Raw genomic sequence first — 18,367 nt, 5'->3', positions numbered from 1 at the left:
TTACCCGCACCAACTAGCTAATCGAACGCATGCCCATCTTCAACCAATAAATCTTTAACAAATCAGTCCATGAGAACCAAATGTATCATGCGGTATTAATCCGGGTTTCCCCGGGCTATCCCCCAGTTGAAGGTAGGTTGCATACGCGTTACGCACCCGTACGACGGTGACATTGCTGCCCCCTCGCCTTGCATGTATTAAGCCTGCCGCTAGCGTTCATCCTGAGCCAGGATCAAACTCTCCATTGTAAATTTTGTTGTGACCTCTATTCCGAAAAATAGGATCGAATCTTCTTAAACGAGTTTTTCTTACTCTTTTAGTTTATCTCATCATGTCAAAGAACAGGGCCAATCCGACTTTCTTTCTCTCTTTTCGTTTCCGCTGTCTGCGATTGGGATTGCAAAGGTAGAAAAAGTTTTTGTAGGTGCAAACACTGAGCAAGAAATATTTTGATTTTTTTTAAAGTTCTTCAGGTATTCAAACTAATAATCTCTATTGTCCTATAAAACGTCAAAATCAGGCATTCTTTTTATATAATCAAATCATATAGGTTAGCTCTATAAAAGCTACAATACTAAGTATCAACTGAATTTTAAATGTGTTTAAATCTATTGTTTTCAATGGTCGGATACTTTCTTTCAGGTTCCAATAATCCATTAAATAGGTTCAAAACATAGATATAGTCTTTATACCTCCTATATGAGTGTATAAACTCTATTAATTGTCTGACGCCCTTCGGGCGAAATTGACATTGGACTTGTCTATCCTTCTATTGTATGTAACAACTTTTAAATCTACACACCCGGTGCAGCGATCAACAGACACTCCCTTACCCCTTTGTAACTAAAACGACCTTCTATATACTAAAGCCTGCATTAATATACTTTAAGCTGTCTGAACAGCAGGTATTTTAGCTAAATTTACGGTTTCTTATGCGACCACATTATTTATAACTGATGATATTTTACAGTACGAGGACAAAAGATCTAAAAGCTTCTTTGGAAGAAGCAGTATTCCGCAGCCTACCTCCGGATAACGGTCTGTATATGCCTGATCACATTCCACAGCTTTCCAATGATTTTTTAAGTACTATTGAAGAAAGATCTTTTAAAGAGATAGCTGTCGAAGTAGCATATACATTGCTTTCCGATGATATTTCACGGGATAGTATACAGCAGATTATTGATATAGCCTATGACTTTGAATCTCCGGTAGTTCAGATAACTCCTGACGACTACGTTTTAGAGCTCTTTCATGGCCCTTCTATGGCCTTTAAAGACTTTGGAGCAAGGTTTATGGCAGCATTAATGTCATACTTCCTTTTACGTTCAAAAAAAGAGATAAAAATTCTGGTCGCTACTTCCGGTGATACAGGTGGTGCAGTTGCGCAGGGCTTCTTTAAGGTGCCCGGAATTTCCGTTACAATTCTGTATCCCAGCGGAAAGGTAAGTGAGATCCAGGAGAAGCAACTAACTACACTTGGGCATAATGTAACAGCTCTGGAAGTGAACGGAACCTTCGACGATTGTCAAAGACTGGTGAAAGAAGCATTTTTGGACAATGAGTTAACTTCAAAATTTAATCTTGCATCAGCCAACTCAATCAATATCGCCCGGCTCATTCCTCAGTCTTTTTACTTCTTCTCTGCTTACGCACAATTAAAGAAGTTAGGGAAACCGCTTGTGTTCTCTGTACCCAGTGGAAATTTTGGAAATTTAAGCGCGGGTTTGCTTGCTTACAGAATGGGCCTTCCGGTGCAGCAGTTTCTTGCTTCTACGAATTTAAATAATTCGGTACCACGTTATCTCAAAAATGGGACCTTCGATCCTTTGCCGTCTATAGAAACAATTTCAAACGCAATGGATGTAGGCAACCCAAGCAACTTCGTAAGGCTGATCCGGTTTTTCAATGATGATTGGAATTTGGTCAATGAAAAAATTTCCGGTTATTTTTTCGATGATGAACAAACGCAAAAAATAATGCGTGAAGTTTATGGAAATACAAATTATGTGTTATGTCCTCATACCGCTGTTGCCTACGGAGGTCTTCAGCAATACCGAATCGAAAATGACCTGGACTTCACCGGCGTTTTTCTTTCCACCGCTCATCCGGCAAAATTTATTGATTTGGTAGAAGATACATTAGGAAAAACGGTCGAAGTTCCGGAAAGATTAAAATCCCTGCTTTCTATTGAAAAAGTAGCTACTAAAATGGAACCTTCATTTTCGGCGTTCAAATCACTGTTGTTGAGCGATTTAAATTAAGAAAATAAACATTTTAAGCGTCGGAGATTTTAACAGGGCTATTAAACCGTCCTTAGGTGCATAAATACTTAAACCTAAAAAGGAAGAGGGAAGCAAAAAATTTGCCTCCCTCTTCCTTTTTATCGTTATATCAATTTAATTCACAACATCTCCGCGAAGCAGCCTGAATCTTTTTCGCGCATCCGCAACAAAAATACTACCCGGATATTTTTCCATCAATTCCTGATAAAGCTTCATTGCCTCTTCTTTGTTATTAAATTTTTCCTGATACAATTTTGCCATAGCAAAAAGTGCATCGTCACCAAGAATGTCTACGCTATACTTTTCAAATAAAACTTTTAAAGTAGATAGCGCCTGCTGGTTGCTGTCCAGCTTCATATAAGTGTTTGCAGTAAGCCACAGAATTTCGTCTGACAAACTATGGTTCTGGTATTTCTGATACAAGTTCTTAAGCGTGTCAATTGCCTCATACTTTTTATTTTGAAAAAGTAAAAGCTCCACATTTGAATATTCCTTCATCGCAGTTTCTGAACTATCCAGGCCGGTGTTATCCATGATCAGCAGACCCAGGCTGTTTGCGTCATTCGCAATCTCCCTCGAAGTTGCTTTCTTAAGAATATCAAGCACTGCTTTGGCCAATTCAAATTCTCCTTTATAATAATGCAGCTTTGCATTTCGCAGCTTTGCTTCATAGCCCAAAAGATCATCCTTCTGAGACTTCTCTACCTGCGAATAAACCAATGTCGCTTCCCAGGGCTCTCCCTGCAGCAAATAAATATCGCCCAGATCCAGCTTACACTTATCTACAAAATTCTTTTCCTGCTTGCCTGCCTCGATCACATTTTCAAGGATGGAAATAGCTTTCTTAAAATCATCCATATAAAATGCATTTAAGATCGCCATATTCCGAATAGCTTCAATGGTCCGAATATTCACACCCAGTTCATCTACCAGCTGCTGATATTGCCCCAGCAGTTTTTCTACCTCACTCCTTTTAACCGGATAAGTGTTTTTTACCTGCTCTTCACGGGAAAAGATCGCCATTCTGCGCGAGACCGGGTACAGCTGTCCTTTCGGATATTCCTTTACCAGATAATCAAATACATTTACGGCAGTTGCATAGTCCTGATTTTGCAGAGACAGCATACCCAGATTATAAAGTCTGGATCCGTTGTGTTTAAATCTCTTATCAAGGGCCCGTTCCTGTATAAAGGCTTTGTAAAAATCCTTCCGCTGGATCTGATACCAAATAAGCAGTTCATTGTAAAAACCTTCATTCGGAAATTTCTGTATTTTCTCATACAACACCTTTTCGAGAAGTGCCTGCTCCTTTTCATCCTTTGTAAAGTCCTGAAGCATATTTTGTACCACTTCTGTGTTCTGGTAGCGCGTACCATAAGAAAGAAGCTCGTCGATCATGTTTTGCGGCTCATTCAGTTCCCGGTAGGTACTTGCGAGTTCCAGCTGGAAAAGGTCTTCCCTTTTAGTTATTGTTCTTGCTTCCAAAAAAGCATTCTTCGCCCAAACCGGCTGATTATTCGCCCGAAACTCTTCCGCCATTTCCCGCTTTAAATCGATCCGGTTTCCTGTGGCGGCCAATGTTTGCTCAAACTTTTTTGAAGCGTCCTGAGGCTTTCCCTGTGTCTCCAATAGCATTCCCCAGTAGAGGTAGTACCAGGCAGAGTTCGGCACGTCAGCTTTTATTTGTTTTTTGAAGAATTGTTCTGCATCACCGAGGGTCTTTGTTTTGGTCACACAAGCCGTATAATTTTTGAGGGACATTTTGTCAAATCCTGTTTTCAAGATATTGGTGTAGTAGGTCATTGCCTTGGCGCAATCGTCCTTTTTAAAATATTCCTCCGCCATTTCCTTTTCACTCTGCGCGAACCCCGGCGCCCCCCCAAGCGAAATGATTATTACCAACAACCTACAAACCTTTTTCATAATAGATAAAAAAATTTATTTGTTTATTTATTATCATTCTCTAGCACTGTGGATATGTGTATAAAAGGCTTATACACTTAAGATTAACATAGTTGTTAACATTTTGTGGATAACTATGTTAGTTTATCCACTGTAGTTTTTATTTTTGTCAACATTTAAGTTCTTGATTCACAAGATAAGAAATTATTTATAGACACTAGAATGTGGGTAAGTAGACTTACTTTACGCCAGATGTTATCCACAACCTCTACAGTGTATTAACGCGGTGTTAACTAAGTTTTAGATATGAGTTGTACACTTTAGCTTTAAAACTTAAAAGATATACACATCAAAAGCTACTTATCAACACAATTGTTCACAATTTTCTGGTATTTACCCACAGCTTTTTTAACTTATACACATAGTTATCCACATAAAGTGTATAAGAAAATTTTAGCTATGGTGCTTTTGGCAGCGTAATATTGATATCGTTCAGCTCAAAATTGCTTTTGATCAGCGTTTTTTCGGGTAAATAAATGATCGGCTCAGGCTGAATTCCCTTATTTACTTGTCCGGTATCCCATCTTTTGTTGTCATTAAGATCGAGGATAAGACGGAGAAAGTATTTTCCCTGTGGAATGTGAATAAAATTATAAGGAGAACTGTATTGGCGGTCAATAACTTTATACTGATCATCCATGAGCTCTATAATGAAGTGTTTATAAAGTTTGGAGGTATCGGCACCAATTACTTTTCCCCTAAGAATCCCGAAATCCTCTTCATTCAGTACAGGATGTTTTATTAAAGTACGAGCTAATGTATCCCCTTCCACACTGATAACACTTCCTTTTGGAATCTCCCATTTGATGGTATCCTTTGCGAAGGATTTGCCTTCAATGGTCAGCTCGTTATGAGTTTCATTCCATGTCGATTTAAAATTCTTCAGTGTTTCGTGGGTAAGGCTATCGGTTATAAGTTCGATTTTACTATCCTCGATCGTTTGTACCGGTTTATTAAAAATTAAACGATATGAAAAGCTGTTTGCCAGCGGACGGTTATTTTCGGGCCTGCTGCTGATGGTGAACTGATCTTTTTGACGCTCCTTCCCTCTTGGTGCCTGGAATGCAATTTTTTGATCAAATTCAGTTGAAGTTTCCAGTGAGTCGGTTACTGATAGCTTCACCAATGTGGTATCAGAGTGAGGCTGAACGTTGAAAAATTTGATTTGTTCGCCATTTTCAATCATGTAAGGAAGGCTGTCTTTATTCATAAAAGTCACCTTGACTTTTTCAATCGGTTTACTAAATACTACGGTATAATTATTCACTTTTGGCAATGTTCGCTGAACTTTGAGAGGAGTATTGTCAGAAAGTGCCATGAGAATGTTATAACTAACCGAGTCGACGCCGGCGGATATGGGCTTACTCAAAAATCCGATTCGTTCGTCCTTTGCATTAAAAAGCATATTTCGGTTTTTGTCGTCGATAGCAATCATTGTATAATTGCGGGTTTGTACATTTTCGATACTGAACACTCCGCTGCTATCGGTTCTTGAGAAGTAAAACGGCTTTTGCTTTGCCGGATTTAAAGTATCGGTGGGATTATACAGTCCAACCAGTGCATCGAATAATGGTTTATTTGTCTGAACATCTTTTACCATTCCATAAACTCTGCCCGAATCCAAAGAACTGCCTGTGCTGAATACCAGCTTTAAGTTTTTCGCCGGATTTCGTTCAGCGAAATCCTTAATTGCGTCACCGAAATTTAATGTGTAGGTAGTGCTGTCCTGAAACTGCTTCTTAAAATTAAGTACAATGGAAGTTCCGTTTAAACGGTAAGAATAAGGGTTGTCTGCCTCCGGCGTAATAACCAGTTTCTGAGTAATATTGTCGACCACGACATATTCGTCGAAGAAGAGTTCGACTCTATTTTCTTTAAAATTAAGTGTTTTATTCAGGGGAATACTCTGTATCAGGTTGGGTGGAATTGAGTCTTTTTTTCCGCCGGTAGGAGAAACCTGCTGCGCGCAGCGGCCAAACAGAAGCAGACAAATGATTGCGAAGCCAAGAGTTTTCAGCATGTAATTTTTAGTTAAATAAAAGCCCTCAATACACAAATCAAGTATTGAGGGCCGGTGAATCAGTTCAGACAAATTTATTTTTTATTGATGATGTATATAAGGCTCGAAGTATTTGTTCCGTCGGATTTAGCAGAACGCCCTTTTAAATTGGATAACAGCCCAGTTTTTACGCTGTCAAAAAGGTTAATAGACTTGCTCTTATATTTAGTGCTCAGCATCCCTACGTAGAAGGAATCAAACCACATCGGAAGAACTTTTATTACCTGCAGATTATGTTTGTCCATCAGCTTTTTCATCGTGTTCCGAGTGAAGTGATACAAATGTCTGGGGACATCGTATGCAGCCCAAAAATGGCTGTATTTCGCGGCGTCAAATGACTGTGGATTAGGAACGGCGATGATAATCGTACCATTTTCATTCAAATGTTTCCGTAGCCATTCCACCGTTTCGTTTAACAGATGAACATGCTCGAGTACATGCCACATGGTAATGATATCAAAAGTTTTTCCAGTTAATTCCGGGCTATTTATACTGTCATATATAACTGACTCTACCCTTTCAGAGGCTACGGATCTCGCGCCGGGATCTGGTTCGGTAGCGGATATTTTCCAGCCGTTAAGCTTGCATGCATGAATGAAAGTACCCGTTCCACAACCTATGTCAAGCAGCGAACCTTTTCGCTGCTTAAGCTCATTGATCATTTTAACCTTACTGTCGATCGTGTACTTCCGTACTGCTTTATACACCTTACTCATCAGACTTTTTGACTCGTCGTGATGAGAAATGTATTCTTCCGATTGGTAATATGCTCCTATTTCGTCTGCTGACGGACGTGGATTGGTAAATAAAAAGTAGCAGGAATTACATTGCTGTATGGTGAACTCTTTATGCGATACGGTATAATCTTCCACGTTCAGATAATTACTGAAACTGGAAGCATGGCAAACGGGACAATTTTTAAGTGTTTCTAAGGGCATTTATCTTCCTATAAAAAGCATTAATACAGATATGTCTGACTGACTTACGCCGCTAATTCTTGACGCCTGGCCAATGGTAGCCGGTCGGGTGCGTTTAAGTTTTTCACGACCTTCAAAAGAGAGTGAACTTACTACATCATAGTTAAAATTTTCAATGATCATAAGGTCTTCAAGGCGGTTCATTTTCTCAACAAGCTGCATTTCTTTTTCAATATAGCTGTCGTATTTTACGTGAATTTCTGCCTGGTGAATCGCATCCGAACCATAGTTTTCCAATAGTTCCGCAACTTTTGGATTAGCTTCTGCAAGCTGGTCTATCGAAATTTGCGGCCTTCTCAGGAGCTGTGTAAGCGTACATTTTTCTCTGATTGGTGCAGTACCAAGTAATTCCAAATCGGCGTTTATTTCTTCCGGAGTTAGCTTTGTTATTGAAAAGCTGGCTATGATCTCTCCTACATCCTTTTGCTTTTTCTGTACATTTAAAAGCCTCTGTTCATCCGCTAAACCGATTTCAAATCCTTTTGCAGTTAAACGAATGTCGGCATTATCCTGTCTAAGGAGCGTTCTGTATTCGGCTCTTGATGTAAACATACGGTACGGTTCTTCGGTGCCTTTGTTAATCAAATCGTCGATCAATACGCCGATATAAGCCTCCGATCTTTTGAGAACAAACGGTGACAGATTATTGACATTTCTGTGGGCATTTATCCCGGCCATGAGTCCCTGGCATGCGGCTTCTTCATATCCTGTTGTACCGTTTATTTGGCCTGCAAAAAACAGGTTTTTGATACGATGTGTTTCGAGCGTCGACTTGAGTTGTGTCGGGGGGAAGTAATCGTACTCGATGGCATAACCGGGCCGGAACATTTTAGCGTTTTCAAAACCAGGGATTTTTCTCAAAGCGGCATACTGTACATCTTCCGGTAACGATGTAGAAAAGCCATTTACATATACTTCCACTGTATCCCACCCTTCCGGTTCTACAAAGATTTGATGACGATCTTTATCGGCAAAGCGGTTTATTTTATCTTCTACCGATGGACAATACCGCGGTCCAATTCCTTTGATTCTACCCGAGAACATCGGAGATTTTTCGAAACCTGTCCGCAAAATTTCGTGTACTTCTGAATTTGTGTAGGTGATCCAGCAACTCCTTTGCTTAACTAAGGATTTGGTATCGGTATAAGAAAATTTGCTTGGATTTTCGTCACCAGGCTGTTCTTCCATTTTGGAATAATCAAGAGAACGTCCGTCAACACGGGGAGGTGTTCCGGTTTTCATGCGTCCGGATTCAAAACCGAGGCTTACAAGCTGTTCGGTTATCCCTGTGGCTGCTTTCTCACCAGTGCGTCCGCCTCCAAAGTTTTTCTCGCCAATGTGAATCAATCCGTTTAGAAATGTACCGTTTGTAAGCACAACTGACCTGGACTTTATCTCAATTCCAAGACTTGTTTTTACACCACAGGCTTTACCGTCTTCGATTAAAATTCCCTTTGCTGTATCCTGCCAGAAGTCTACATTAGGATTATTTTCAAGAATGTTTCTCCATTCCTGGGCAAAAAGCATCCTGTCGCTCTGACACCGCGGGCTCCACATGGCAGGACCTTTTGATAGGTTAAGCATGCGAAACTGGATCATTGTTTTGTCACTGACGATTCCCGACTGTCCGCCGAGCGCATCAATTTCACGAACGATCTGTCCCTTTGCTACGCCACCCATTGCGGGGTTACATGACATCTGTGCGATGGTATGCATATTCATTGTAATGAGCAATACGGAAGAGCCCATGGTTGCCGCAGCCGCAGCTGCTTCACAACCTGCGTGCCCTGCACCTACTACGATTACATCATATTCTGGAAACATATTTCTGTCTATCTCTGTGAATTCGTTGAAGTACTTTAATTAAAGTGTTCCACGTGGAATGTTAATATAAAAGAAGGCATTCGTCTTCCTTTGCCCGCATCTGCTGTTTTAAATCGTCATCAGAATCTTCAAAACCAATTAAATGCAGAAGCCCATGCACAAGTACGCGGCGCAGTTCGATATCGAAACTAACACCGATATTTATTGCATTGTCTTTAACTCTGTCTATACTAACATAAATATCGCCCTCTAGTTTCCCCTCTTCCTCACTATTATCAAACGTAATGATGTCTGTATAGTAGTCATGTTCAAGGTATTGCTTGTTAATTTCAAGCAGGTAATCATCACTACAAAAAATGTAATTCAAATCCCCTAACTTGTAACCTTCTGATAGTGAGATGTTTTTAAGCCACTTGGATGTTTTAAGTGACTGAGGTACCTTAAAATCAATCTCTTCATAGAAGAATTTGAGCATAAATTTCGCTTCGAATTAGTTGTAACCAACATAGTACTTGTTGATTATAATAAAGTTAACATTCAGTCCATTGCTGAAATAAAAGGCAAAGATACTAAGTATCTGAATACGATTTGTTCAGTGAATTATTGCTGCGAATGCAAGTAAACAGGCAGGCGGCTAAAAAGAGAGGCCGTTAACTTAAATTAACGGCCTCCGTAACTCAATTTTTAGCTTGATACTTTCGGAAGTAAGTATCAACTTCACGCTTGTAGAATGGAGAAAAGGTAGGAGGAATAGTGCGTAGCAGCTCAGTCTGCTTTTCCTTTTCCCGGATGTATTTTTCAAAAGCAGCGGGTGGTTGTCTTGGCAATTGTTTTGCTGCCTGCGCTTTCCGCTGTTCATCCTCATCCTGTTCTTTCATCGCTTTTTCCGATTCCAGCAAACGTGTAGTGATTTCCTGGTTACGTTTAATCAGGTCAGGCGTAATCCTTTTATTTACAAGATCCGTTTCCGTCTCTTCCATTTTATCAACAATTTCCTGCAATTCTTTTCCTGCTGCGCTACCCGTTCCCTTCTGTGAATCCATCAGATCCTGTACCATCTTACGGATTGCTGCTTGTTCAGCTGCCATACGGGCCAACTGTTCTGATTGGTTTCCCTGTCCCTCTTTTCCCTGCCCCAGCTGTTTCATCCTGGCATTCAATTTTCCCTGTCTTTCACCAGCACCCTCACCTTGCCCCTGTTCCGGCTTTTTCCCTTTCTGTCCCTTCTTAGGTTTGCCGCTACCGGGCATGGCCATCGCCATTTGCTCCTGCATTTGTTTGAAAACGTCACTTAACATAAGAGCAAGGTTGTTCATTGAAGTCATGGCAAATTGCTGTTTTGACGTTGCCACGTTGATCTGACGGTCCTTGATACCTTTGACACTTTCATCCATGTAGGACTTCATGTCATTCAACTCACGGGTGATAAATGTTTGTATCTGTACAACCCTGTTTGCGAGTGCGTACAAACTATCTTCAACGATTTTGGCATCGTCTTTCAGTTTCAACTGCTGTTGACCTAATTTGACAAACCGAGGATCCTGCAAGCTTACGCCTCTGAAATCCTTCATCAGCGCTTCCTGGTCAAATGATAAGGTGATCAGGTTTTCAAGTATGTCTCTCAGTGCATCCATGTCTTCCTGGGCCTGTTCCATTTCTGCACCTTCCATTGCCTCCTCCATCGATTTGGACATTTCCTTCATCGCTTTGGCTGCTTTTTTCTGCGCCTGGGAAGCTTTTGAGTTTTGTTGCTTGTCCAACTGCTTCTTGGCTTCCTGCATTTCCTCAGAGGCATTTTTTTGCTCTTCTTCCGGCGCTTTTATAGGTTGTTCTATTTCCTCACTGAGCTTCTCTGCATCTTTGGCTTCTTCTTTTGCTTTTTCAAACTCCTGTTCAATTTTTTCCTGTTCCTTTTTCAGGTCTTCATTTTTACCTTTTTTATCATCAGAATTTTTATTCTTATCATTTTCCTGAGATTTTTCTGCGAGCTGCTCTTCTTTTTCCGCCAGCTCATCCAGCTTTTCGACCAAATTTTCAACTTTTTGTTCAAGCTGCATTTGCTTGAAAAGCTTCATGGTCCTTTCCAGTTCTTTTTCAAGATTGTGTTCTTTGTTTTTAAGCTTTTCCATCATGCTGGACATACGCTCACTTTGTTTCTGTTCAAGGATTTTTTTCAGCTCCTTGTAGAGTTTTTCTGTATCCTTATCCATCAACTCATTCATGAGCTTTTGCAGCTGGTCGATCTTGCTCTGTAACTCCGGACTTTGCTGGTTAAACTGTTTTGCTTTATCGTTACTGTTCTGGTGTTTTTCCTGCAAAGCCTGCAATTCTTTCATCAGTTCTTCTCTCTTTTTCAGTATATCTTCAATTTGCTTTTGCTCTTTGAAATCAAGTTCCTTGTTGCTTTTCAAACGGTTGTCAAGATTTTCCAGATCCTTTTCCAGACTTTTTGCTTTTTTCATGGCAGACTGCATCTGGTTTTCTGTTTCCTGCTCCGATTTTTTTATTTCTGCCGCCAGCTGGTCTTTTGAAGGAACAGTGAATTGAATAGACCTTGACCGGGCGCTTTTTGGGCCGTTTACGCCGTCATTATCCCAAACCTGGGCATAATATTCAATCTTATCTCCCGGCGCCAGCTGTAAGCTGTCTACATACCATTGCAGAAAGAAGCTTTGGGTATTGACGGTTTTACTAAAAGGAATCGGGATACCTTTTGCAGCAGAAGGCTTTTTGTCATTCTCTCTCTGAATCGAATAGAACATTTTGAGTTGAGAAAAACCGTAATCATCGCTGATGGAGCCGCCCAGAACAAGATAATTGTATAGTGTTGTATCCTGAAAATTTTCAAGATTCAGGACCGGTGATTTATCAGGAATTACGTTGATGTAATAACCAATTTGATCGGCGTTGCTGGTTTCATCATTCTTCAGCATAACCTGATACTGCGAAGAACGGCGTGCCGAACGGCGTATTTCAAAATGATCACCTCCGTTTTCTTTCGCTTTGTATAAAACCGAATCATTTTCGAAACGGATACCGAGCGACTTCGTGGAGGAAGTATTAAAATTCCATTCAATCATGGTCCCTTCCGGTACGGACAGATTACCTACGTTGTTTAATCCTTCCGACGGCTTGTTCAGATAGGCCGGATAGTGAAGGTTTACATCAAAAGAAAGCAATGACGGTCTTTCCACCACGGCAATTTTATAATCGTCCGAAGTAAATCCTGCCGCATCAAAAGAGAAAGCAACATCGCGCTGAAGATTTTTGAAAGTATAAGAGAAATTCTCAGCACCTTCCTGATTTAACTTAAATCGGCTCCCGTTTTGTACCAGATAAACCGATTGCGGCAATGCTTCTCCTTTCAGTTTTAGTTTTAAAGTAAAATCTTCGTTCCGGAATGCTTTCAGATTTTTATTCTGAATCGCAAAAGAAAATGGAGCATAAGTGTAGTTTTTCTGGAAATGAATGATCCTGTCAGAACTTGATGTAAAAAATGAAGGATTAAAAAGCAGGATAACCGCAATGGCTGCAATGGGAAAAATAGCATACCGCATCCATTTTTTATTTTCATTGAACTTAATGGCATCGGAAAACTTAACAATCAGAAGCTGACCGGATTTTTGCCGGATGCTAGCTTCTATCAGATCTGACTGTGTTCCGGAAAGATTCCGGAGCTGCAAAGTATTTACAAGCTTATCTCCTACTTCCGGGAAATAAGAACCGATCTGCATCGCAGCTTCTTCGTCCGAAATTGGCTTTTTAAGACCTGATAGGTGAATAAGTGGCTGAATTACCCATTGAAAAAAAGAAAATGCCAGAATGGCCAGAAAACCAAAAAACAACATACCTCTTACTGCCGAACTGAAACGTCCGAAATATTCAAGGGTGTTGAAAAAAAGATAAACCGTCAGCAAAAGCGCTATGGAGAAAATAAGCCCTTTTAGCAATTGGTTCTGATAGTATTTCTGACGGTATTCCTGGATGCGGAGCAACAGGCCTTCCATTGCCGGTGTGAAAGGAGTCATATATGTTTTGATAAAATCCTGATGGCTATTATAACGTATTGGCTAGTCTAAAAAGTACGATTTACTTTGACCTGCCTAAAACGAAGTAATATAATCAAAATATGACTTTGATGTACGAAACGCAGCAGAAAATGAAGATATTCAGGATGTTTGATAAAGTTTAGAACTGAATTAACAAACCGGTTGAGGCGTAGTTGATCCAGTTGAAATTGTAAATCTTGTCAACATCAGCGCCGCCTTCAACAACACGATAACCCAGTTTTACTCCCAGCTTTGAATTGATCTGGTAGGCAGCGCCGGCGAAAATGTCTTCCGCACGGCCAAATTTAGATGCCAGTGCATCTCCTTCGACGATGAAAGACCAGCGATAAGTCGGTTTGTATGAAGCGTAAAAATTGACGAGCGGGACAAAACCAAGGTCATCATAATGAGTATCGCCGGATTCATTTTTAAAGCGAACATCTGCATCCCGGATTTTTCCCGTAAGCCCCGCCCCTACTTTCCAGCGTCCTGTTGAAATGAAATCATAACGATAAGTAAGGCGGTAGGAATTGAATTTATAAAAGACTTCGAGGGGTTGGCCAGCCAGGAAAACCAGGTTATTAAAATTCACATTTTGATTAAAGGACCCATCGTACTTTACCGTAAGTGGTGCATAAAGCGCTGAGATGTTATGCCGTTTTATGGTATAACCTACACGGATCCGGTAAAAGGCTTTTGGTTTAATGCTAAGTTCCTCTGCCAGATTTACCAGAGTTCCTCCTGTATTCGGAATTCTGACTTTGTTATAATTGGTTCCAAAAACAGCTCCACCTTCCAGGTCAAGTTTAAACTGAGCCTGTGTCGAAAGACAAACGATGAACAGAAAGAAAGTGGAAATATATCTGAAAGTCATGGCTTCAACTTTTTAAAAATGAAAAAACAACCTGGTTGAGGCTGTTTTAAAAAATTGATGCCAGCGTAGTGGTCGGATTGTTTTCCCCTAAAAAGCAAAAGAGCAAAACCACCGGCTCTGCTCTTTTGTTAAACATAATTATTTACTAAGCCAAGGCTACTTCAAGAGGTTTGCCTTTTACCTCGCTTACAAATGTTTTGATATCGTTTTCAAGGTCGTTGCTGTTTTGCAAAACCCTGATAAAAGCGCTTCCTATGATCGCACCTGCGGCGTAACGGGAGGCTTTAAGGAACGTGTCATTATCTTTTATTCCAAAACCAATCAGCCTCGGGTTTTTAAGGTTCATGGCATTAAGACGATTGAAATAGGTTTCCATATCGTCGCTGACACCCGTGCTTGATCCGGTAACGCTCGCAGACGAAACTGTATAAATAAAACCTTCGCTGATTTCGTCAATTTGCCTGATGCGTTTTTCGGATGTCTGAGGCGTTACCAGGAAAATGTTCAGAATACCATATGCATCAAATATAGGTTTGTATTCATTCTGGTACACATCCATTGGCATATCGGGTAAAATGAGACCGTCGATACCTACTTCAGCACATTTTTTACAGAAATTTTCGATACCAAACTGAAGAACGGGATTTACATAACCCATCAGCAGCACCGGAACAGTTATGGTTTGACGCATATCTTTTAACTGATCAAAAAGAATACGTACCGTCATTCCGTTTTCCAGCGCCTGGTCATTGCTTTTCTGGATGGTTTCTCCGTCAGCAACCGGATCAGAATAAGGCATCCCGATTTCTACCAGATCAGCACCACCTTCCTGTAATGCTTTAAGCACTTTCAGGGTATCGTCCAGCTGAGGAAAGCCTGCTGTGAAATAAACATTCAGCAATCCTTCCTTGTCCTGTTCTGTTTTATTTTGAAAAAGATTTACAATCCGGTTCATTCCTGTGTCCAGTAATCTATAACCAAAACTTTATCCAAATATGGTCCTAATACTTTACCAAATGCTTTATGAGCAGGATGCGGTAAATAAACTTCACGTGCCGCCTCACTTTCAAAAGTTACAAAAAAAGCATGCGTAAAACCCTGTGCAAGGTTCTCCGGACTATTGTTTGTACCCCATTCCAAAGATTTGATTTCTTTGATCTGTGAAGGAAGTTTCCGGAATGCATCCTCTACTTCTTTCACTTGCGCCGGAGAAGCAGAATCTTTGAATTTGAACAGAACAACGTGACGAAGCATTTTTTTAGGCGGGGTATTTTTAGGTGAAACAAAGGCCATAGAGCCAAATAACAATATGGTGGCCAGGAAAAGCAGTTTTAACTTCATGCGGCGGTTTAGATATATTGGTAAAAGATTAAAATTACTATGCAGACTAAGCTGAGCAGTTCAGGCATTCTCCTTCATCACTGAATTTCAGGCGGTCAAATTCGCCCAGTTTTTCTTTCAGTTCCAGGATTTCATCCTCTGTATCACATCTTTCGAAAAGAGACAGTTCACCAGAATTTACTTTTGCTTCCAATTCCTGAATTTTCAAACGAACGTCAAAAACTTCGGGCAATGTTAGTGTAGCCATGTTTTATTATTTAGGTGTGATCAATCGATATATTTCATGTAGGTAGCCATATCCTTGTCTCCGCGACCGGAAAGATTCACGACAACCGTATCGTTCAGAGAAGCGCCCAGACGCCCTAAAACGGCCAGTGCATGCGAAGATTCAAGCGCAGGAATAATTCCTTCCAAACGTGTAAGCTCAAAAGCGGCCTGAACAGCCTCTTCATCTGTTGCAGAAAGAAAAGTACCCCGTCCGCTGTCATACAGATAAGCATGCTGAGGACCGATTCCCGGATAATCCAGACCGGCAGAAATGGAATAAGGTTCCGTAACCTGTCCATCCTCGGTTTGCATCAGGATAGTCCGGCTTCCGTGTAAAACACCTGGTTTGCCCAAAGCCGTAGTTGCGGCTGAATGCCCTGTATTCACTCCCTGCCCAGCTGCCTCAACGGCAACCAGTTTTACATTTTCATCATCCAGAAAATGATAAAATGCACCTGCTGCATTGCTGCCTCCTCCTACGCAGGCAACCACGTAATCAGGCGTTTCGCTGCCGGTTTGCTCTTTTAGCTGCCATCTCATTTCTTCTGAAATGATAGATTGGAAACGCGCGACCATGTCGGGATAAGGATGCGGACCCACAACGGAACCTATGATGTAATGGGTATCGACGGGATTGTTGATCCAGTGTCGCATTGCTTCATTGGTGGCATCTTTTAATGTTTTGGAACCGCAGGTTGCCGAACGAACCTCTGCACCGAGCATTTTCATACGGGCAACGTTAGGAGCCTGGCGTTCGATATCCAGTTCGCCCATGTACACAATGCATTCGATATTCATCAATGCACAAACGGTCGCAGTGGCAACACCGTGCTGTCCTGCCCCGGTTTCAGCCACTACACGCTGTTTTCCCAGACGTTTTGCCAGGAGAATTTGTCCGATCGTGTTATTGATCTTATGTGCTCCCGTGTGGCAAAGGTCTTCTCTTTTCAGAAAAATGTTGGTCTGGTATTTTTCTGAAAGCCGGTTTGCACGGTATAACGGCGTTGGCCTTCCAACGTAATCGCGTAAGAGGTCGTTATATTCCTTTTGAAAAGCAGGCTCTGCAATGATCTGCAGATAATTTTCGCGTAGCTCTTCTACGTTTGGGTATAACATTTCGGGAATGAATGCACCACCGAAAGTTCCGTAATATCCCTTATTATTAACCTGAAACGAATTTTTCTCTGCTACTGCTTCCATGATATATTTTTAAGCTTCTGCTTCTTCCTGCTCTTGTACCCTCACCAGATTAAATAACTCTTCAAGTTTGGAGATATCTTTAATTCCTGGTTCCGTTTCAAACATACTGTTCACATCAATACCATAAACAGGATGTGTTTTTGATAAATCAATAATGGTTTCAATGTTATCAAGACTTATGCCACCGCTCAGGAAAAATGGTTTTTCATTGTCATATTTCTTCAGCAGCTTCCAGTCAAACGGTACGCCATTTCCTCCCGGCTGATCTCCTTTGGTATCAAACAAAAACAGATCACAGAAAGATTTGTAATTGTTCAGCATGGCGAAATTGAAATTTTCATCAATTGAAAACGCCTTGATAATATTCACTCCTTTCTGGCGAAGGCTTCTGCAGATATCCGGCATTTCATTTCCATGAAGCTGTGCATACTGCAAATCGTATTTTTTGACCATGTCAAGAATGTAACCCGGATTGGCATTAACAAATACACCTACTTTTTTAATGCTTTTAGGAATCGTTTTAACGTACTCTTCATTTAACTCTTCTCCTGCAAAACGGGGTGATTTTTCATAAAAAATAAACCCGATAAAATTAGGATTCAATTTAACCAATTCTTCAATGTTGTCTTGCTGGCGCATTCCGCAAACTTTAATTTTCATAATACCAGAGGATTTGAATTATTAAATTGTGATAAATCATTTTGCAAATCGCCAAGTGCGGCCCCCGGATTTGCAGTTTTCATAAATGTTTCGCCTATTAAAAAACCTTTATATCCATGTTTGTATAAACGCTGGATCGTTTCGGCATCTTTTAACCCGCTTTCTGATATCTTAACAAAAGAATCAGGGATCTGTTCACTAAGTTCTATGGAAGTTTCAATGGAGGTTTCAAAGGTTTTCAGGTTCCGGTTATTAACTCCCACGATGTCAACGCTTTCACACAGACTTTCATGAAGCTCCTCTGCGTTATGTACCTCAAGTAAAACCTCCATTCCCAGCTCATGTGCTTTTTGGCTCAGCGTTCTGACCTGTTCCGGTGATAAGCAGGCAGCGATGAGCAGAATAATGTCCGCTCCTATCGATTTTGCTTCGTAAAGCTGGTATTCATCAACCATAAAATCCTTTCTCAGCATCGGGATGCCGGGATTTGCTTCACGAGCCTTTGAAAAATCCTCAAATGATCCTCCGAAAAAATCAATATCTGTCAGCACAGAGAGCGCTGCGGCTCCTTCTTTTACATAATCAGCTGTGACTATTTCAGGAAAAACATCACCATTTATAACTCCTTTTGAAGGAGATTTACGTTTGAATTCGGAAATGATCTGAGGTGAAGTTGCGGCTTTCAAGGCAGCAGACAAGGAAACTGTAACACGCGAAAAGAGCGGTTCTTTTTCAAGATCAGAAATGGATTTTAACTTTTTGGCTACTGCCACCTCTTCCTGCTTCCGTGCAACAATTTTTTCTAATATATTCATTAATCAAACCTTGAAAATATCTGCAACTTTTAAATTAAACTCAGGCTGGTGATT

At 40.7% G+C, this 18,367-nt stretch carries 14 protein-coding genes and 1 rRNA gene; 1 reads left to right on the top strand and 14 read right to left on the bottom strand.

Annotated elements, in window-relative coordinates:
- Nucleotides 1-248: ribosomal RNA gene (locus E0F88_RS31965) — 16S ribosomal RNA — on the bottom strand; the annotation flags it as partial.
- Between the two features lie 708 nt (nucleotides 249-956).
- Here E0F88_RS31965 and thrC point away from each other — a divergent pair.
- The gene (gene thrC, locus E0F88_RS31960) at nucleotides 957-2,264 is read left to right on the top strand and encodes a threonine synthase (protein WP_131962602.1); all 1,308 of its coding nucleotides are present in this window, start codon (nucleotides 957-959) and stop codon (nucleotides 2,262-2,264) included.
- A 135-nt stretch (nucleotides 2,265-2,399) separates the two neighbouring features.
- On the opposite strand, the gene E0F88_RS31955 is transcribed toward thrC, so the two are convergent.
- The 13 genes from E0F88_RS31955 to trpC all read right to left on the bottom strand — a co-directional run bounded on the left by E0F88_RS31955 (nucleotide 2,400) and on the right by trpC (nucleotide 18,313).
- Nucleotides 2,400-4,208: a tetratricopeptide repeat protein gene (locus E0F88_RS31955; RefSeq protein WP_131962600.1), complete on the bottom strand. Its 1,809-nt coding sequence runs from the start codon at nucleotides 4,206-4,208 to the stop codon at nucleotides 2,400-2,402.
- 436 nt (nucleotides 4,209-4,644) lie between these two features.
- Nucleotides 4,645-6,267 carry an Ig-like domain-containing domain gene (locus E0F88_RS31950; RefSeq protein WP_131962598.1) on the bottom strand — a complete coding sequence of 541 codons (1,623 nt, stop codon included), beginning with the start codon at nucleotides 6,265-6,267 and terminating at the stop codon, nucleotides 4,645-4,647.
- 74 nt (nucleotides 6,268-6,341) lie between these two features.
- Complete coding sequence (locus E0F88_RS31945) at nucleotides 6,342-7,244, bottom strand: class I SAM-dependent methyltransferase (protein WP_131962596.1); 903 nt, start codon at nucleotides 7,242-7,244, stop codon at nucleotides 6,342-6,344.
- The gene (gene mnmG, locus E0F88_RS31940) at nucleotides 7,245-9,107 is read right to left on the bottom strand and encodes a tRNA uridine-5-carboxymethylaminomethyl(34) synthesis enzyme MnmG (protein ID WP_131962594.1); all 1,863 of its coding nucleotides are present in this window, start codon (nucleotides 9,105-9,107) and stop codon (nucleotides 7,245-7,247) included.
- A 61-nt stretch (nucleotides 9,108-9,168) separates the two neighbouring features.
- Nucleotides 9,169-9,582, bottom strand: a complete 414-nt coding sequence (gene ybeY / locus E0F88_RS31935; protein WP_131962592.1) for an rRNA maturation RNase YbeY — start codon at nucleotides 9,580-9,582, stop codon at nucleotides 9,169-9,171.
- A gap of 202 nt (nucleotides 9,583-9,784) precedes the next feature.
- Nucleotides 9,785-13,135 (bottom strand): DUF4175 family protein, encoded by a 3,351-nt coding sequence (locus E0F88_RS31930; protein ID WP_374756335.1) that lies wholly within the window; start codon nucleotides 13,133-13,135, stop codon nucleotides 9,785-9,787.
- Between the two features lie 160 nt (nucleotides 13,136-13,295).
- Entirely contained in the window at nucleotides 13,296-14,030 is a 735-nt protein-coding gene (locus tag E0F88_RS31925; protein ID WP_131962590.1) for a porin family protein, read from the bottom strand.
- A 145-nt stretch (nucleotides 14,031-14,175) separates the two neighbouring features.
- Nucleotides 14,176-14,985, bottom strand: coding sequence for a tryptophan synthase subunit alpha (gene trpA, locus E0F88_RS31920; RefSeq protein ID WP_131962588.1), 810 nt, complete (start codon nucleotides 14,983-14,985; stop codon nucleotides 14,176-14,178).
- Nucleotides 14,982-15,371, bottom strand: a complete 390-nt coding sequence (locus E0F88_RS31915; protein WP_131962586.1) for a Dabb family protein — start codon at nucleotides 15,369-15,371, stop codon at nucleotides 14,982-14,984. Before E0F88_RS31915 ends, trpA begins: the two co-directional genes overlap by 4 nt.
- Before the next feature lie 46 nt (nucleotides 15,372-15,417).
- Nucleotides 15,418-15,618, bottom strand: coding sequence for a hypothetical protein (locus E0F88_RS31910; protein WP_131962584.1), 201 nt, complete (start codon nucleotides 15,616-15,618; stop codon nucleotides 15,418-15,420).
- Nucleotides 15,619-15,638: 20 nt separating this feature from the next.
- The gene (gene trpB / locus E0F88_RS31905) at nucleotides 15,639-16,838 is read right to left on the bottom strand and encodes a tryptophan synthase subunit beta (protein ID WP_131962582.1); all 1,200 of its coding nucleotides are present in this window, start codon (nucleotides 16,836-16,838) and stop codon (nucleotides 15,639-15,641) included.
- Nucleotides 16,839-16,847: 9 nt separating this feature from the next.
- Complete coding sequence (locus tag E0F88_RS31900) at nucleotides 16,848-17,498, bottom strand: phosphoribosylanthranilate isomerase (RefSeq protein WP_131962579.1); 651 nt, start codon at nucleotides 17,496-17,498, stop codon at nucleotides 16,848-16,850.
- On the bottom strand, nucleotides 17,495-18,313 hold the full coding sequence (gene trpC, locus E0F88_RS31895) for an indole-3-glycerol phosphate synthase TrpC (protein ID WP_131962577.1): 819 nt from the start codon (nucleotides 18,311-18,313) through the stop codon (nucleotides 17,495-17,497). The genes E0F88_RS31900 and trpC overlap by 4 nt, the downstream gene beginning before the upstream one ends.
- Between the last annotated feature and the right edge of the window lie 54 nt (nucleotides 18,314-18,367).

Source organism: Dyadobacter psychrotolerans, from assembly GCF_004349265.1.
Lineage (GTDB): Bacteria > Bacteroidota > Bacteroidia > Cytophagales > Spirosomataceae > Dyadobacter > Dyadobacter psychrotolerans.
Note: the sequence above shows the minus strand (reverse complement) of the source record. Positions and strands in the feature narration are given on the sequence as shown.

Excerpts from the sequence above, each read along its gene's own strand:
- E0F88_RS31955 (WP_131962600.1), bottom strand. The coding sequence starts at position 4,208 with ATGAAAAAGGTTTGTAGGTTGTTGGTAATAATCATTTCGCTTGGGGGG.
- E0F88_RS31945 (WP_131962596.1), bottom strand. The coding sequence starts at position 7,244 with ATGCCCTTAGAAACACTTAAAAATTGTCCCGTTTGCCATGCTTCCAGT.
- thrC (WP_131962602.1), top strand. The coding sequence starts at position 957 with ATGATATTTTACAGTACGAGGACAAAAGATCTAAAAGCTTCTTTGGAA.
- E0F88_RS31950 (WP_131962598.1), bottom strand. The coding sequence starts at position 6,267 with ATGCTGAAAACTCTTGGCTTCGCAATCATTTGTCTGCTTCTGTTTGGC.
- trpA (WP_131962588.1), bottom strand. The coding sequence starts at position 14,985 with ATGAACCGGATTGTAAATCTTTTTCAAAATAAAACAGAACAGGACAAG.
- E0F88_RS31910 (WP_131962584.1), bottom strand. The coding sequence starts at position 15,618 with ATGGCTACACTAACATTGCCCGAAGTTTTTGACGTTCGTTTGAAAATT.
- E0F88_RS31925 (WP_131962590.1), bottom strand. The coding sequence starts at position 14,030 with ATGACTTTCAGATATATTTCCACTTTCTTTCTGTTCATCGTTTGTCTT.
- E0F88_RS31900 (WP_131962579.1), bottom strand. The coding sequence starts at position 17,498 with ATGAAAATTAAAGTTTGCGGAATGCGCCAGCAAGACAACATTGAAGAA.
- E0F88_RS31915 (WP_131962586.1), bottom strand. The coding sequence starts at position 15,371 with ATGAAGTTAAAACTGCTTTTCCTGGCCACCATATTGTTATTTGGCTCT.
- trpB (WP_131962582.1), bottom strand. The coding sequence starts at position 16,838 with ATGGAAGCAGTAGCAGAGAAAAATTCGTTTCAGGTTAATAATAAGGGA.
- trpC (WP_131962577.1), bottom strand. The coding sequence starts at position 18,313 with ATGAATATATTAGAAAAAATTGTTGCACGGAAGCAGGAAGAGGTGGCA.
- mnmG (WP_131962594.1), bottom strand. The coding sequence starts at position 9,107 with ATGTTTCCAGAATATGATGTAATCGTAGTAGGTGCAGGGCACGCAGGT.
- ybeY (WP_131962592.1), bottom strand. The coding sequence starts at position 9,582 with ATGCTCAAATTCTTCTATGAAGAGATTGATTTTAAGGTACCTCAGTCA.
- E0F88_RS31930 (WP_374756335.1), bottom strand. The coding sequence starts at position 13,135 with ATGACTCCTTTCACACCGGCAATGGAAGGCCTGTTGCTCCGCATCCAG.